The following is a 14,404-nucleotide window of genomic DNA, read 5'->3' as shown; positions in this document are numbered from 1 at the left end:
CATTTTCTTGCATGAACCCATACTTGTCGCAACTGCAGCCCTACCCATTCGAAAAGCTGCAGTCTCTAAAAAATGGTATTACACCAGCCGTAGAAAAAAGCCCTATATCACTCTCGATCGGCGAACCAAAACACACACCGCCAGCCTTTGTTCTTGAGAGCCTGAATAAAAATATTGGCCGCGTCGTCAACTATCCCTCTACCAAGGGGTTGCCAGAATTACGGCAAGCAATTGCCGAATGGCTTACGAGGCGCTTCAAGCTAAACGCGGCGGGAATCGATTCTGAAACGCAAGTACTGCCGGTTAACGGCACGCGTGAAGCCTTATTTGCTTTTGTTCAAGCCTGTGTAGACACACGAAAAACCGCCAAGGTGTTAATGCCCAACCCCTTCTATCAAATCTACGAAGGTGCCGCCTACCTCGCCGGTGCAGAGCCCGTTTTTTTAAATTGCTCCCGTGAAACACACTACCAGCCCAACTATGCCGAGATTGATGAACAAACGTGGAAAGATTGCCAACTGCTCTTTATTTGCACCCCCGGCAATCCGACCGGCGCGGTTATGAGTAACCAGCAATTAGTAGAGCTTATCGAGCTCGCAGACAAATACGATTTCATTATCGCCAGCGATGAATGTTATTCGGAACTCTATTTTGATGAAGCCAATCCACCGCAGGGCTTACTGCAAGCCTGCGCCAGTATGGGCCGCGACGATTATGCCCGTTGCATTGTGTTTCATAGCTTATCTAAACGCTCAAATTTACCCGGCCTACGCTCTGGCTTTGTAGCGGGAGATCAAGCGCTGCTATCGCCGTTTTTACAGTATCGAACCTATCACGGCTGTGCTATGCCCATTCAAACCCAACTCGCCAGTATCTGCGCTTGGCAGGACGAACAGCATGTTATCGAGAACCGCAGCCTGTACCGCAAAAAGTTTGAACGCGTATTGTCTATTTTAGATGGCTGTCTCGATGTGGGCATGCCCGATGCGTCATTTTATCTTTGGCCAACCACACCCATTAACGAAGAGCTGTTCACTCAAAAATTATTCGCAGAACAAAATGTTACCGTACTGCCCGGCACCTTTTTAGCACGCCCCAGTGGCGGGGTTAATCCTGGCAGCAACCGAGTTCGCATGGCATTGGTTGCATCACTAGAAGAGTGCGAACAGGCTGCGACTCGAATCCGTGAATTTTGCTTAACTTTATAGAGACCGCAACGCTGCAGGTTACCTGCTGTTAATAACTCATTACACTTTTGCAGCGCAGAATCATAAATAATTATGAGCAATAAAAACTTATTAAAAGCCGAACGTGTCGCTTATATTTTAGAAGAGCTGCAGCGGCTTTACCCAAAACCACCGATTCCGTTAAACCATAGCGATCCCTACACACTATTGGTTGCGGTATTACTGTCAGCGCAGTGCACCGACGAGCGCGTCAACCAAGTTACCCCTGCGCTCTGGCAATTGGCCGCCAACTGTTACGATATGGCGCGACAGCCGGTAGAAAAAATTAAAGCTATTATTCGCCCCTGCGGACTCTCACCACAAAAGTCAAAGGCCATTAAGATTTTATCCGAGATGCTGGTTAATGAGCACAATGGCGAAGTGCCAGCCGATATGGAAGCACTGGAAAGATTGCCTGGCGTCGGTCACAAAACGGCTAGCGTAGTCATGTCACAGGCTTTTGGTATACCCGCTTTTGCGGTGGACACTCACATCCACCGATTAGCGCAACGCTGGGGTTTAACCAATGGCAAGAATGTCACCCAAACGGAAAAGGATTTGAAGCGCTTGTTCCCGCGAGAGAAATGGAATGCGCTACACCTACAAATCATTTATTACGGACGTGAGTACTGTTCCGCCCGCGGTTGCGATGGCACAATCTGCCCCATCTGTACGACCTGCTACCCTAGTCGAAAACACCCGAAGCTAACCCGCAAAGCCTAGCGCCATTTATCCAAAAATCATTTTTCAGCACTTTGATGAATATGGACATCACGCTGCGGAAATGGAATTGAAATCCCCTCGGCATCAAAGCGTAATTTTACGGCTTTTGTTACATACCAATACACTTCCCAATAGTCTGCAGTTTTCACCCAGGGACGAACAATAAAGTTAACCGACGAATCCCCTAACTGATGCAGACGAATAACCGGCGCGGGCTCGGCCAATACCTTTTCGTTTGATGTAACAATATCGTGTAACACTCGCTCCGCATCCTCTATGCTGTCGCTATAGCTAATACCGAACATCATATCGACTCGGCGCTCTCCCTGAGCGGTTACATTTTTAATGACATCGCCCCAAATTTTGCTATTGGGAATAATCAGCGTTTGGTTATCTACCGTCAGAATAGTTGTACTAACAATACTCATGCTTTTCACTAGCCCTGAAACGCCTGCCGCCTCAACAAAATCACCCACATCGTAAGGGCGATAAACTAAAATCATCATACCTGCGGCGAAGTTGCCCAAGGTATCTTGCAGCGCAAAGCCGACAATAAAACCAGCCACACCCAAGCCGGCCAATACAGGGCCAAGCGAAACTCCAATCTGCGCCAATGCAATTAACAATCCGATCAACAGCACTAAACGCGAAGCCATCGATACCAGCATGTCTTGCATTAACACCGACACACTCACCTTAGAAGACTGAACACTGCGACGGACTACACGACCGACAAATGCCGCCAGAAGGCGAAACAACAACAATAATGAAATTAAAATAATCACCTTAAAAAGTATGCTGCCGCTATTTTTGCTGAGCATTACCAGACTGCTACCCCACCAGTCGTGCAATAAACCAAGTACAACATCCTTATTCAAAACACCGGTACCAATTTGACCTGTGGTTTTGATTAATAATTTTTGATAACCGCTGATATCAATCCCATAACGATCGGCCACGGCGATTATTTTTCGCAAACTCGTAGTATCGGCGGCCAACTTCTCGCCAATAAGCGCCAACCGAAGTTTCAGTTCAGGGTCATCTACCCGCGCCGCCAAAAGTTTTTTCGTTTCCGTTTCAAGCTCGGCGGCCAAGCGTACCCGACCGGCTAGCAGTTCTGCGCGCTGCTGCGTTTTTTCACGTAAATATTCAACTGAAGGCTGAGCACCGAAGCCCATACGCTCAACTAGATCTGCATACCGGCCCAAATTTTCGATGCCTGCGTCAATCTGCTTGCTACCCTGAACATAGGCTTTTATGCCCGCGCTGGTGAGATTATCCCGCTCGCGATTACGCGAATCAAAACGCTTTTCGTAGCCGTCAATTTCGGCACGCAACACCTTCCCGGTCGCCAACAATTCACCTCGAAAATCACCGAGTAATTTTGCAGCGTTCTCGCCCTCGGAACGTCTCACCGAAATACGTTTACTCATCTCGGTCAACACCGCGAGTAACTCTGCACGCTTGTCCAGCTTACGTAAACTTAATGACTCAAAATCCTCTCCTTCCGCAACCGCCAACTGTTCTTCAATTTGTTCGATGTCGTCGCGCAAACCTCGAACCTTTTGCAACGATTGTTGCAGCGGGCTTAGCGGCTTGACATCAGTCAGTACCGCATTTTGATGAGTTTCTGCATGCACATCGACAAACTCAGAACCGGGAACGCTGGCCGTTTCTGCGCTCGATGAGAAACTAAATAGCAAGCACACAGTCGCCAATATGGCAGTTGGCACCACCAGCACACGCCCCATAAAATATCGACCGTAAGTGCCTAGCGAATCAAAAAGACTAAAAACCGGTAAAATGGAGCACGACAAACAACGAAGCATTTTCGAATAGTCCTATTAGAGAAAGCGGCGAATATTTAGATACCCGCTTATAGCAAGGAGCCAATGGTTAAAAACAAGATAGTTCAAAATCAAAACACCCCATAGTCAACCGCTAGGCGTCATGACCATCCCGTAACTGGCCATATTTTGACCGATTGGCTAACCAGTAAAGACAAGTGTTTGGCAATTATAGGCCGAGGCTTCTAGCTGCGACCAGCCACCACCCTCACTTGCCGTAATTCGCTAAAGTTAGTGATTGCCGTAACAGGTGAACCAACGGCCGCATTTTGGTATAGTTGCAGCCCCTGAAACAGGGCCATCCTCATCAACCAGCGGCGTTTTTAGATTATGTTAACCACCATCCAGCTCTACGGTATTAAAAACTGCGATACGGTTAAAAAAGCGCGTAAATGGCTAGAAAGTCATTCAATTGCCTACGACTTTAATGATTTTCGCGTGCAGTCAATGAGTGCCGACAAGCTGCAAGCTTGGCTGGACAAAGTTGGCGCCGAGGTATTAATTAACCGCCGCAGCACTACTTGGAAGCAGTTAAGCAGCGACGAGAAGTCCAAGCTAGATCAGGGTAGCTGGAGTATCGTACTCGCCAACCCAACGCTAATTAAACGCCCAGTATTAGAATACGGCGACGGCAAACTACTGATTGGCTTTAATGAAGAGGACTATGCCGCGCTAGCATAAGCGCCACCCATCGGCCCTCTCGCGACTAAAGGCTTAAAACATCCAATACTTGCGGGCAAGCTAACACCAATATCATCCGCGCGTGAAGACCGCGCGGCAAGATGAAATAGCCCAAGACATCACTTATCCGCGTCGCACAACTCAAGAGCACAACCCGAACGCTTATCCTGAATAATTTGACCTGAATGACACACAAAGGAAATACAAGATGACCTCACTCTACAGTATCGGCTTGGGTATTGGCACCCAAAACAGCAAAGGCGAATGGCTGGAAGTTTTTTACCCAAAACCACTCCTGCAGCCCGAAACCGCTGTAGCCGATGCCATTGCCGCAGTCGTAAATTATAGCGGCGGCAATCAAGTTATCAGCCTCACAAGTAAGCAAGTCGAAGCCTTAGCAACAGCGCTAGCGGCGACTACAGCAACAGAACTGGCCAGTATAGTTGCCAGTTTTAAAAATTCTACTCAGCCATTAGTGGCCACGCTGCTCGCCGAAGATACGGCCCCTGCATCGGTACCTGAAGGCTACTTAAAATTACACTTGCTGTCTCATCGCCTTGTTAAGCCTCACGGCACTAACCTAACGGGCTTGTTTGGAGCGCTGAAAAATATTGCTTGGACCAACGAAGGCGCCATCGATATTGACGAACTGCCAAAACGCCAGCTAGAAGCGAGGCTCGCAGGACGTATGCTGAGTGTCGACTGCGTCGATAAATTTCCCAAGATGACCAACTATGTTGTACCTACCGGTGTACGCATTGCGCATACCGCTCGCGTTCGTTTGGGTGCCCATATCGGCGAAGGCACTACTATCATGCATGAAGGCTTCGTCAACTTTAATGCCGGCACTCTTGGTGTGAGCATGATCGAAGGCCGTATTTCCGCTGGCGTAACGGTTGGCGAAGGTTCCGATCTTGGCGGCGGTTGTTCCACCATGGGAACCCTATCCGGCGGCGGCAACATTGTTATTTCAGTCGGCAAAGAAAGTTTGATCGGCGCGAATGCCGGCATCGGTATTCCTCTGGGCGATCGCTGTATTGTAGAGTCCGGCCTGTATATCACCGCAGGTACAAAACTCGCCTTACTGGATGACCAAAACCAATTGGTGCGACATGTAAAAGCGCGCGAGCTAGCTGGCAAAAGCGATTTATTGTTCCGTCGTAATTCTCTTACCGGCACGGTTGAATGCAAGGCTAACCGTTCTGCCGTGGCGCTAAACGAAGAGTTACACGCACACAACTAATCCCTACTTGCAGCAAGGCTAACGCTGTGCGCGTGTTATTCCGCGCACAGCCTTCTCTTATTTATACTGAATCACACACTATGACCACACCCACTCAACAACTCGCCTGTGACCTAATTAGTCGACAATCCGTCACGCCAGAAGATGCAGGCTGCCAAGCGCTGATGATTGAACGCTTAAGCGCGATAGGTTTTAACATTGAACACCTGCGCTTTGGCAACGTCGATAACTTCTGGGCGACGCGCGGCGAGAGTGGGCCAATACTCGCTTTTGCAGGCCATACCGATGTGGTGCCCACGGGCGACCCAAAACATTGGGACAACCCACCGTTTGAGCCCATTATAAAAGATGGCATGTTATACGGGCGCGGTGCGGCCGACATGAAAGGCAGTCTCGCGGCAATGATTACCGCCTGCGAAAATTTTATTGCTCTGCACCCCAACCACCAGGGCCGCCTCGCGTTATTAATCACCAGTGATGAAGAAGGCATTGCCACCAACGGCACGGTAAAAGTGATCGAATGGCTAGAAGCGCGCAATGAAAAAATTAGCTGGTGTGTTGTTGGCGAGCCCTCAAGCACAACGCTAGTCGGCGACGTAATTAAAAATGGTCGGCGCGGCTCACTCGGCGCGGAGCTTACCGTTAAAGGCAAGCAGGGCCACGTAGCCTATCCGCATTTGGCTGCAAACCCCATCCACCTTGTCGCGCCAGCACTAGCCGAACTCGCGGCAGAGCAATGGGACCAAGGCAATCAATTCTTCCCCGCCACCAGCTTTCAAGTATCCAATTTTAATAGCGGCACTGGGGCGACCAATGTGATACCTGGTGAAGCGCATATCGTTTTTAACTTTCGTTTTTCTACCGAAACAAACGCCGAACAGTTACAAGCTCGCACCGAAGCTGTGCTGGCAAAATACAAGCTCGACTACGACTTAAAGTGGAACCTTTCAGGCCTACCCTTTTTAACCGCCGCTGGCGACTTAGTTGATGCAGCGGTCAGTGCAATACGAACCGTAACCGGCCGAGAAACCGAGCTCTCTACCGCAGGAGGCACATCGGATGGTCGCTTTATTGCACCTACAGGCGCTCAGGTATTAGAGTTAGGGCCAGTAAATGCCACCATTCACCAAGTTAACGAATGTGTTGCCGCCGCCGACCTTGATCTCCTCAGCGAGATGTACCAACAGATTATGAGCCACCTACTGGCTAAATAATTTTTCAGCTAGGTATAAGAGCAGCTCCTATGTCTAAACAACTTACTCACCTCAACCCGCAAGGCGAAGCCCACATGGTCGATGTGGGCGGTAAAGCCGTCACCCAAAGGCAGGCAATTGCCCGAAGTGAAATAGTTATGCAGCCAGAAACACTGGCAATGATTGTGGAAGGCAAACACCACAAGGGCGATGTATTTGCGGTTGCTCGAATCGCCGGCATTCAGGCCGCGAAAAAATGCAGCGATCTAATCCCGCTTTGCCACCCACTAATGCTGACAAAGATTAGTGTCGATATTCGCGCAGATGAAACCAACAACTGCGTTGTAATTGAAGCCTTGTGTAAACTTGATGGTAAAACCGGTGTCGAAATGGAAGCGCTTACGGCAGCATCTATCGCAGCACTCACTATCTATGATATGTGTAAAGCCGTCGACAAAGGCATGGTCATTCGCAACACTCAGCTGTTGCAAAAGTTAGGCGGCAAATCAGGCGATTGGACTCATGACAAACAAGACTAAGCAGACCCAAACAAGCGCTTCAAAATTTAGCCTTCATCTCCTCTACTTTGCCAGCCTCGCCGACACACTCGGCAGACCATCCGAAACACTAACCCCAAACAAAAATATAACTAGCGTCGCTGAGCTACGCCAGTATCTCCAACAACACGACAGCCGTTGGGCCAGTGCCGCCCAAGGCGCGACGATTTTATGTGCAGTAAACCAAACTGTTGCGCGCGACGACACACCACTAAGAAACGGCGACGAGGTAGCATTCTTCCCACCGGTTACCGGCGGCTAAAGCTCGGAGAATAAGGGCAATTTCGATGATTCGTATCCAACAGGAAGATTTTGATACCGGCGCAGAATATAACGCATTACGCAGCGCCAACACCTCGGCGAGCGCCGGTGCGATTGTTTTATTTACGGGCCTAGTGCGAGAATTTATAGCGACTACGAACACGGCTGAAGGCAACCCAACAGCAAACACCTTTTCTCTGCAACACTATCCCGGTATGACCGAAACGGTGCTGGCAGAACTCGAAGTTGCGGCGCGATCTCGCTATAAGCTACAACAGGTCACAATAATTCACCGCGTCGGCTCACTCCAGCTCGGCGATCAGATTGTGTTGGTTGCCGTTAGTGCAGCACACCGCGCCGCAGCCTTCGACGGCGCCATGTATATTATGGATATATTAAAAACCCAAGCGCCGTTCTGGAAAAAAGAAGGTGATAACTGGGTCGATGCTAAAGAAAGTGACGAACAAGCCGCCTCGCGCTGGACGACCGAATCCGAATGAAACAGAAAAAACAAACACCCCAGCAGGGTGCCAAATTACACGGCAGTACTTTGCAATCAAAATGGGCGTTAATCAAACAGGCGCTTTACCTGCACTATCATGCTCCGCAACAACTTATGTTTAAACAATTTCGTAACGGTGCAATTTTTTTTGCCGTTGGGGTAATAATTGTTTATCTCGCCAACACCACGGTTGAACCCTCAGTCAAACAAGAATGGCTGGTACTAGCAGGGCTTATAATGGCCGGAGCGGGCTTCGTGGTCGCTATCTTGGCGCACGTAAGGCTGATTATTAGCCGTCTAGTTAAATTCATCGACAAGTAACGTGTCAGAGGATAATCCTGTCGCTTACCTTTAGCTTAGTCTTTGCTAAATAAATAGAGCGAGCTTAAGCCGGATCTGCGTCAAAGGCCTTTAAGGGATACACATCAAACCGCCCCGACTTTCCGACAAGCTGATAGCCAGGTTCTTGCTCAGCTAAGAACGGCGCTAACTTTGGTCGTTTAACCACAACACGATTGTTCGCGACTCTAAGCGCTAGGGCCAAAAGTGCATCGGCATCTTCATCCTTACCCACTAGACTATGGAACGATTTCATTTCTTTTTTTACTTCGGCGCTTTTTTTACGCTCAGGAAACATCGGGTCGAGAAAGACCACTTGCGTACTGTCTTCTGGTAATGCCCTCAAATACGCTAGGCTGTCACTTTTAATCAAGGTCATCCGCCGTAGAATTGTTTCGAGCTCAGGGTCTTCGCTTTCGGCATAACTCAACGCTCGTCGCAAGCCATCTTCCAACAACAGCTGCACGACAGGGCTACGTTCCAACAGCGTCACCTTGCAACCCAGCGTCGCTAATACAAAAGCATCCGCCCCCATTCCAGCCGTAGCATCCAACACAGTGATATGTTTGCTTTTACCAAGTCCAACAGCCTTTGCAATCGACTGCCCTTTACCACCGCCAAATTTACGCCGGTGCGCATTTGCTCCTTCAACAAAATCGACGATTGTAACCACCGGCTTTTTTTCGGCACGATTTTCTAACCACAGTTTTTGGCTGCCAAAAACTAAAACCAAGGCTCTCCACGCTTTATCGTTAGTCGCCAATAATGGTAACTGGTAGTGTTTGGCAAACGCCTTAGCATCGTCCACCCTCATAACACCATCAGTGGCAACCGCTAGCTGGCCTTCAGAATTATTGTGTTCGGTCATGGGAGACTCGGTTCTCGTCAGATTTACAATTACTGTATGAGTAGCTTAAAACAAAAAAAGACGCTTTCATACGAAAGCGTCAAGGGCGCTACTGTTCTATATGCCACTAGTGCAATTTTAATTTTTCAAAGATTCACCATTAACACCTTATAAACAGACGTTTAGTGGTCGTATTTAACACGCTAAGTACCTCCATAGGTTTTCAACATTACATTGGGGTACTTAGCCTGTCGGGCGGCATCCAATATCGCCATATAAGTCTCAGTATTCGATTGCTCATGAGCATTCACCACTACACTCATGCCGGAATTTTCGGCTAGTTTTTGTGCTACGACAGAACGTACAGAGCGTATATCCACGGAACGCCCGTCTAAACTAATATCATTATTTGCATTCACATTAAAAATGGCGACGGCAGAATCAGAAGATTCGCTGTTAATTTTCGGCATCAAGTTAAGCCCTAGTGATTTTTCTCTAACAAACGAAGCCGTGACAATGAAAAATATCAGCATTATAAAAACTACATCAAGCATAGGTGTTAAATCAATTTCGGCCTTACTATCAGGTTTGCTTTTTATCCTAGCGATAGATGTCTTCATAGACTTCCCTCCTGCATCTCAAAGCGAACACGATTAGTCATACCTTCAAATCTAACCGGCTTATCTCCATCCATTTTTGGCTGGTAACGCCAGCGACTTACCGCCGCGGTTGCGGACTGTTCAAATACACCTTGAGGTTCCGCGTACAGCACTCGAATATTGTCGGTACTGCCAAACGCGGTTATATCAAACATCACATCGACATAGCCCTCTTGGCCACGACGTAAGGCCGATGCCGGGTATTTTGCCGCGACCAAGTATTGCGCAATGGGAATATTAGCACCGCTTGTAAGTACAAACTTATCACCCTTATCACGAATAATTTTCGTTGTCGGTATTTCGACACCAATTTTTCCGCCATCCGCTACCACAGGCTCTGGTATTGGCGGTACATTGTCGATCTCTGCAGGTGGTTTTGGTTTATTATCGATAATGGTTTTGATTACCGGTTCCTCCATCCATACCGGCGGCATCGGCACAAACTCTTCTTCAACAATTTCGATATGGGTCATTGCGATTAAGCGCTCCATGGTTAATAGCAATAACGTGGTAATCACAAGCGCTAGGGACGCGACTTTACTCCAGTGTACAATCGATGAAATCGTATTTTTGCTAGCCTCACCTAATATGCTCAACGAGCCGTTCGATGTAAAACCCTGTTTTGATTCGATATACATTTTCGAATTCATACTGTATTCCTCTCACTTTTGTTATGCGTCAAGCCATTTAAGGCACACGTTTTTGACCAAGGTGAATTACAGTTGCGCTTATTACCGTCTTACTTCTGGCTAATCGCTAGAAGTGAAGACAAATGTCTCTGAGACATTTTTTGTTTTTATCGGTGTTCCATTCAACTCTAAAGGCTGAAACTTAAATTTTTCTACCGCAGTGATAACCGCACGATTAAAAACCGAATACTCCGATGGCTCCACCAGTCGAATAGCTTCAACCGCCCCATTTTCATTTACATCAAACACCACTTTTACTCGCCCTTCTAGACCTCGAACTAAAGCGGAACGTGGATATTCAGGCGCGACAACCTGTAACAGTTGATAGTTCTGAAGCTTTAACGGCGGCTGCGCAAGTTTTGGCTTTATCGTTATAATCCTTGCCGTATTATCAACGCTATCTTTAGATGCTGCCTCGACCGCAGTATTCACGGTTAGAGTGTGTTCCGCCGTCACACGTGTAGGCACTGTATAATCTAACCGCGTTAAGTTGGCTCCGGTTAATTCTTTATTGGAATCTTGGGAGTTCTTTACTGCGGATTCCGCTGATAAAGTCTTGCGTAGATCTAACTCCCACTGACGTATTTTCCAATCGCGTTCACTCGTATGATCCGCGTAGCTCTCCGTTACCGACTCCTGCGCTACAAGTGCTAGCGGCGAAGGCAACCACGTTAGGTAGTCCTCTTGCTTGGTCACCTCATCTAACTGCAACAATGCAACGGGGCCTACCAATAGCAAAACACCTATCGCGAAAAAACACATCTGCCAAACTGATACTGAACTGCGATGACGGCTCGGATCCAAGATAAGATCGATACGTCGATATAAAAGCGAATTAAAGCCAAGCGCAAGTGAGTTTTGTTTAATATCTGCCGATATAGCTAGCAGATCCTCCGCATACTCAGCTCTACAATTAAATAGGCTAAGCACACTGTCGTCACAGGCTATCTCTGCATGCCAATTAATTTTGTTACTGAATTTCCAGACCGGTGGCAAAAACCAGAAGAGCGAGGTGATAACGCGCAACGACAGCTTGGTTATCCAATCACCACGTTTTATGTGGGCAACTTCATGACAGAGGACCCGTTCAAGTCGCGCGATTGGCCAATTAGATGCATCCTTCGGCAGTAAAATTACCGCATTTTTCCATCCCCAAGTTATCGGCGAAGGAATTTCACTACTTTGCTTTAAGCGTATACGCCCCGGCGCTAGACCGAAATGTGCAGTAAGTTTTGCCGCTGCGGATTCGATTTTTTTGTTATCGCTAAGTTGCGCCACTTTTGTCAATCGGGCTATATCGAGCAGCTCCCGTAGGCTTGAGATTAACAGGCTAATAGCAACCAAGAGGTACGCCCCTATAAGCACATAACTTAGTGTTAAATCTGTAGTGAGTTGCGGCCCCAAAAGTAAGCGCAAATTAGCCGCGCGGTATAGCTCACTCGGTACTACCCCAATCGCCAGCTGCGGCAGCCAAACACTTACGCTTAACGCGATCAAAGTGACCAAAAGACCAATCGTTAAAAAACTGTGCTGCCTGTTTGAAGAGCTAACGCTAGGCCTCGCCAACAACCAACCGACGAACAATAAAGTAGCAACAGGCTTTAACCACACCGCGAATAGCGCGTTTATAATGTTTACGGTAACGATCATCGTTTTAGCCCTTCCTGTTCCCGCGATTAATTGTTGCTAGAGTAATCACTATTTTTTTAGTGCTTTAATCCGCGCAATGTTGCGTTCCAGCTGTTCAATTTCATGCGCGGACAAGTCATCGCCTTCCATATCGAGCAAGGCGTTTACGGCCTGTACCGGAGAGCCTTTAAAGAATGTTTTGATTAGACGCTGTATCGCCGATTGACTCGCCTTTTTTTCGCCAACCTTCGGCGAGTAAATATATTTCGGCCCTTCGTTTTTAAAACTCACGATATCCTTTTCAACTAGGCGGGCGATTAACGCCCGCACCGCCGAATAGCCTGGTGGGTTCGGCAACCGCGCCTGTACATCGTGGGCTGAGGCAGACCCCATTTCATAAAGGATATCCATAATCTGGCGCTCTCGACGGCTTAAATTGTGTTGGGAAAGTGGCGGCATTTCACGTGTACCTTTTTAATATTAGATTCTTCACACTAGCTTTTACGATTCAGCTATCAGACTTGGCTAGCCGCTCGATTAGCCAGCGTGGATCAACACTCCACGTGCTACGTTTTTAGCACCATGCTGTAAAAGTAGCACCTTAATTTCGGAGATGCAATCTTCTAGTGCTAAATAATTAGCACTAGAAGATTTTAGTTCATCACTCTGCGCCGCCAAATCGCTTCGAGAAAGTTGATCCTAGTGCTATTGTCGCAGTGAGATTCGCGTAAAATCACCGGCAATCCCGCTGGCCGGCTAACCGCAACTCACCAGCTCCCACATACATGCGCTATACCGCAGAGAATCCTCTATGAAGACCAGAAGCCACCTTAAAAACAGACTTTTCTTTTGCGCAGCAATCGGTGCCGCATCACTGCTAGGTGCATGCAACAGTTACGAACTCGTTTTGAACGAGCGCGAGCTATACGATTCGCGCGATTATCGAGGGAGCTTGGATTTTCGGGATGGAGCCCTAAAAAGCTGTGTAACCAGCGTGGTTACCGAACAGCGTTTGAACCGGCCCGCGCAGCTAACCAATCTGCTTTGTGGCCCTGGCGAAATTAACAACCTTACGGGACTTGAGCAGTTCGTGCAGTTACGTCAACTCGGCTTGGCCGGAAACAGTGTCAAACAACTCGCGTTGCTCGAGTCGTTTGCAGTCTTGGAGAGTTTAAATCTAGCGAATAACGAGGTGGTAAATGCTCAACCGCTTACGACTTTGAAGCAGTTAATTTACCTAGACTTGCGCGGCAATCAAAATTTGGATTGCAACACTCTGCATGAGCTCCGCACGAGAAAGGCGTTAAAATTACTGGTACCGGAACATTGCGCTTCCAACTAAGTCTCCAGCCACGAGCTATGAAGCTATTGCGCTTTTAAGCAGCAGGGCGCGGTATACAAATACAGGCGATTAACGCGCAACAAACATCAAACCAACCACATTGCGGCTGACGTGCATAACTCTCATCTCGACAGCCTCCTCATTAATACGCCCTACCAATTTTTTGAATTTAACGTTTACCACCGTGCCTACTGGTGGTACTGGCGGGTTTTCGATAGAAACCTGCGCCCCACCATCGGAGATATCCCGCGTCGAGCCAAGGATGATACCAAACGCTGGATGCTGAATTTCTACGCGAATTGCCGCCGACGTTCGCTCATATTTACGTCGTTCGTCACCGGTAGTTCGACTTATCATCATTTTTATAACCTGCTGCTGCGAACGAGTCGCTCAAATGTTTTATTAAGCATAGACAATTGCAGTTTGTTTGCACTCTTGGATAGGGGATTATTTACCTATACGTTATCCACACTTCCTGTGGATAACTCTGTGAGAAAGTTCTTTAAAGATTCACCAAAGCGGCTAAGTTACTCGGCCTTAGACAAGTTGACGGGAAAACAAACAAAACTTTATTTCTTATATAATTCAATAACTTGCAGTATTTTTAGTGTATTTAGAGTACGCATCGTCTGTTTTTTAGTCACATATCTGAAATAAACAAATTGA

17 protein-coding genes are annotated in these 14,404 nt (G+C 47.8%); 10 read left to right on the top strand and 7 right to left on the bottom strand.

Annotated elements, in window-relative coordinates:
- Window positions 1-11 precede the first annotated feature (11 nt).
- Window positions 12-1,208, top strand: a complete 1,197-nt coding sequence (gene dapC, locus IDZ20_RS04305) for a succinyldiaminopimelate transaminase (RefSeq protein ID WP_188150183.1) — start codon at window positions 12-14, stop codon at window positions 1,206-1,208.
- A gap of 72 nt (window positions 1,209-1,280) precedes the next feature.
- The gene (nth, locus tag IDZ20_RS04300) at window positions 1,281-1,949 is read left to right on the top strand and encodes an endonuclease III (RefSeq protein WP_188150182.1); all 669 of its coding nucleotides are present in this window, start codon (window positions 1,281-1,283) and stop codon (window positions 1,947-1,949) included.
- 17 nt (window positions 1,950-1,966) lie between these two features.
- On the opposite strand, the gene IDZ20_RS04295 is transcribed toward nth, so the two are convergent.
- The gene (locus tag IDZ20_RS04295; protein WP_188150181.1) at window positions 1,967-3,778 is read right to left on the bottom strand and encodes a mechanosensitive ion channel family protein; all 1,812 of its coding nucleotides are present in this window, start codon (window positions 3,776-3,778) and stop codon (window positions 1,967-1,969) included.
- Between the two features lie 348 nt (window positions 3,779-4,126).
- Here IDZ20_RS04295 and IDZ20_RS04290 point away from each other — a divergent pair, with 348 nt between their 5' ends.
- The 7 genes from IDZ20_RS04290 (at window position 4,127) to IDZ20_RS16300 (ending at window position 8,554) form a co-directional block, all read left to right on the top strand.
- Window positions 4,127-4,477: an ArsC family reductase gene (locus tag IDZ20_RS04290; RefSeq protein ID WP_188150180.1), complete on the top strand. Its 351-nt coding sequence runs from the start codon at window positions 4,127-4,129 to the stop codon at window positions 4,475-4,477.
- Between the two features lie 208 nt (window positions 4,478-4,685).
- Window positions 4,686-5,720 carry a 2,3,4,5-tetrahydropyridine-2,6-dicarboxylate N-succinyltransferase gene (dapD, locus tag IDZ20_RS04285; protein WP_188150179.1) on the top strand — a complete coding sequence of 345 codons (1,035 nt, stop codon included), beginning with the start codon at window positions 4,686-4,688 and terminating at the stop codon, window positions 5,718-5,720.
- Window positions 5,721-5,800: 80 nt separating this feature from the next.
- Complete coding sequence (gene dapE, locus IDZ20_RS04280; protein WP_188150178.1) at window positions 5,801-6,934, top strand: succinyl-diaminopimelate desuccinylase; 1,134 nt, start codon at window positions 5,801-5,803, stop codon at window positions 6,932-6,934.
- Window positions 6,935-6,963: 29 nt separating this feature from the next.
- Window positions 6,964-7,452 (top strand): cyclic pyranopterin monophosphate synthase MoaC, encoded by a 489-nt coding sequence (gene moaC / locus IDZ20_RS04275; protein ID WP_188150177.1) that lies wholly within the window; start codon window positions 6,964-6,966, stop codon window positions 7,450-7,452.
- Window positions 7,436-7,732, top strand: a complete 297-nt coding sequence (moaD, locus tag IDZ20_RS04270) for a molybdopterin converting factor subunit 1 (RefSeq protein ID WP_188150176.1) — start codon at window positions 7,436-7,438, stop codon at window positions 7,730-7,732. The genes moaC and moaD overlap by 17 nt, the downstream gene beginning before the upstream one ends.
- A 25-nt stretch (window positions 7,733-7,757) precedes the next feature.
- Window positions 7,758-8,231 (top strand): molybdenum cofactor biosynthesis protein MoaE, encoded by a 474-nt coding sequence (locus IDZ20_RS04265; protein WP_188150175.1) that lies wholly within the window; start codon window positions 7,758-7,760, stop codon window positions 8,229-8,231.
- Window positions 8,228-8,554 (top strand): hypothetical protein, encoded by a 327-nt coding sequence (locus tag IDZ20_RS16300; RefSeq protein ID WP_245792097.1) that lies wholly within the window; start codon window positions 8,228-8,230, stop codon window positions 8,552-8,554. The genes IDZ20_RS04265 and IDZ20_RS16300 overlap by 4 nt, the downstream gene beginning before the upstream one ends.
- Before the next feature lie 64 nt (window positions 8,555-8,618).
- On the opposite strand, the gene IDZ20_RS04255 is transcribed toward IDZ20_RS16300, so the two are convergent.
- From IDZ20_RS04255 to IDZ20_RS04235, 5 genes are all read right to left on the bottom strand, one after another.
- Complete coding sequence (locus IDZ20_RS04255; RefSeq protein WP_223144893.1) at window positions 8,619-9,386, bottom strand: class I SAM-dependent methyltransferase; 768 nt, start codon at window positions 9,384-9,386, stop codon at window positions 8,619-8,621.
- Window positions 9,387-9,622: 236 nt separating this feature from the next.
- Entirely contained in the window at window positions 9,623-10,039 is a 417-nt protein-coding gene (locus IDZ20_RS04250; protein WP_188150173.1) for an ExbD/TolR family protein, read from the bottom strand.
- Window positions 10,036-10,728 carry an energy transducer TonB gene (locus tag IDZ20_RS04245; protein WP_188150172.1) on the bottom strand — a complete coding sequence of 231 codons (693 nt, stop codon included), beginning with the start codon at window positions 10,726-10,728 and terminating at the stop codon, window positions 10,036-10,038. Before IDZ20_RS04245 ends, IDZ20_RS04250 begins: the two co-directional genes overlap by 4 nt.
- A gap of 99 nt (window positions 10,729-10,827) precedes the next feature.
- A complete protein-coding gene (locus IDZ20_RS04240; RefSeq protein ID WP_188150171.1) occupies window positions 10,828-12,417 on the bottom strand; it encodes a M56 family metallopeptidase in 1,590 nt (529 codons plus the stop codon).
- A 48-nt stretch (window positions 12,418-12,465) separates the two neighbouring features.
- Entirely contained in the window at window positions 12,466-12,855 is a 390-nt protein-coding gene (locus tag IDZ20_RS04235) for a BlaI/MecI/CopY family transcriptional regulator (protein ID WP_188150170.1), read from the bottom strand.
- A 352-nt stretch (window positions 12,856-13,207) separates the two neighbouring features.
- Here IDZ20_RS04235 and IDZ20_RS04230 point away from each other — a divergent pair, with 352 nt between their 5' ends.
- On the top strand, window positions 13,208-13,738 hold the full coding sequence (locus IDZ20_RS04230) for a hypothetical protein (protein ID WP_188150169.1): 531 nt from the start codon (window positions 13,208-13,210) through the stop codon (window positions 13,736-13,738).
- 69 nt (window positions 13,739-13,807) lie between these two features.
- Here IDZ20_RS04230 and IDZ20_RS04225 read toward each other — a convergent pair whose 3' ends face one another.
- Complete coding sequence (locus IDZ20_RS04225; protein ID WP_245792096.1) at window positions 13,808-14,098, bottom strand: PilZ domain-containing protein; 291 nt, start codon at window positions 14,096-14,098, stop codon at window positions 13,808-13,810.
- Window positions 14,099-14,404: the final 306 nt, after the last annotated feature.

The sequence above is a fragment of the Teredinibacter waterburyi genome, from assembly GCF_001922985.1.
Taxonomy (GTDB): Bacteria; Pseudomonadota; Gammaproteobacteria; order Pseudomonadales; family Cellvibrionaceae; genus Teredinibacter; species Teredinibacter waterburyi.
The sequence above is the reverse complement of the archived record's forward strand: the minus strand, read 5'-3'. Positions and strand labels throughout refer to the sequence as shown.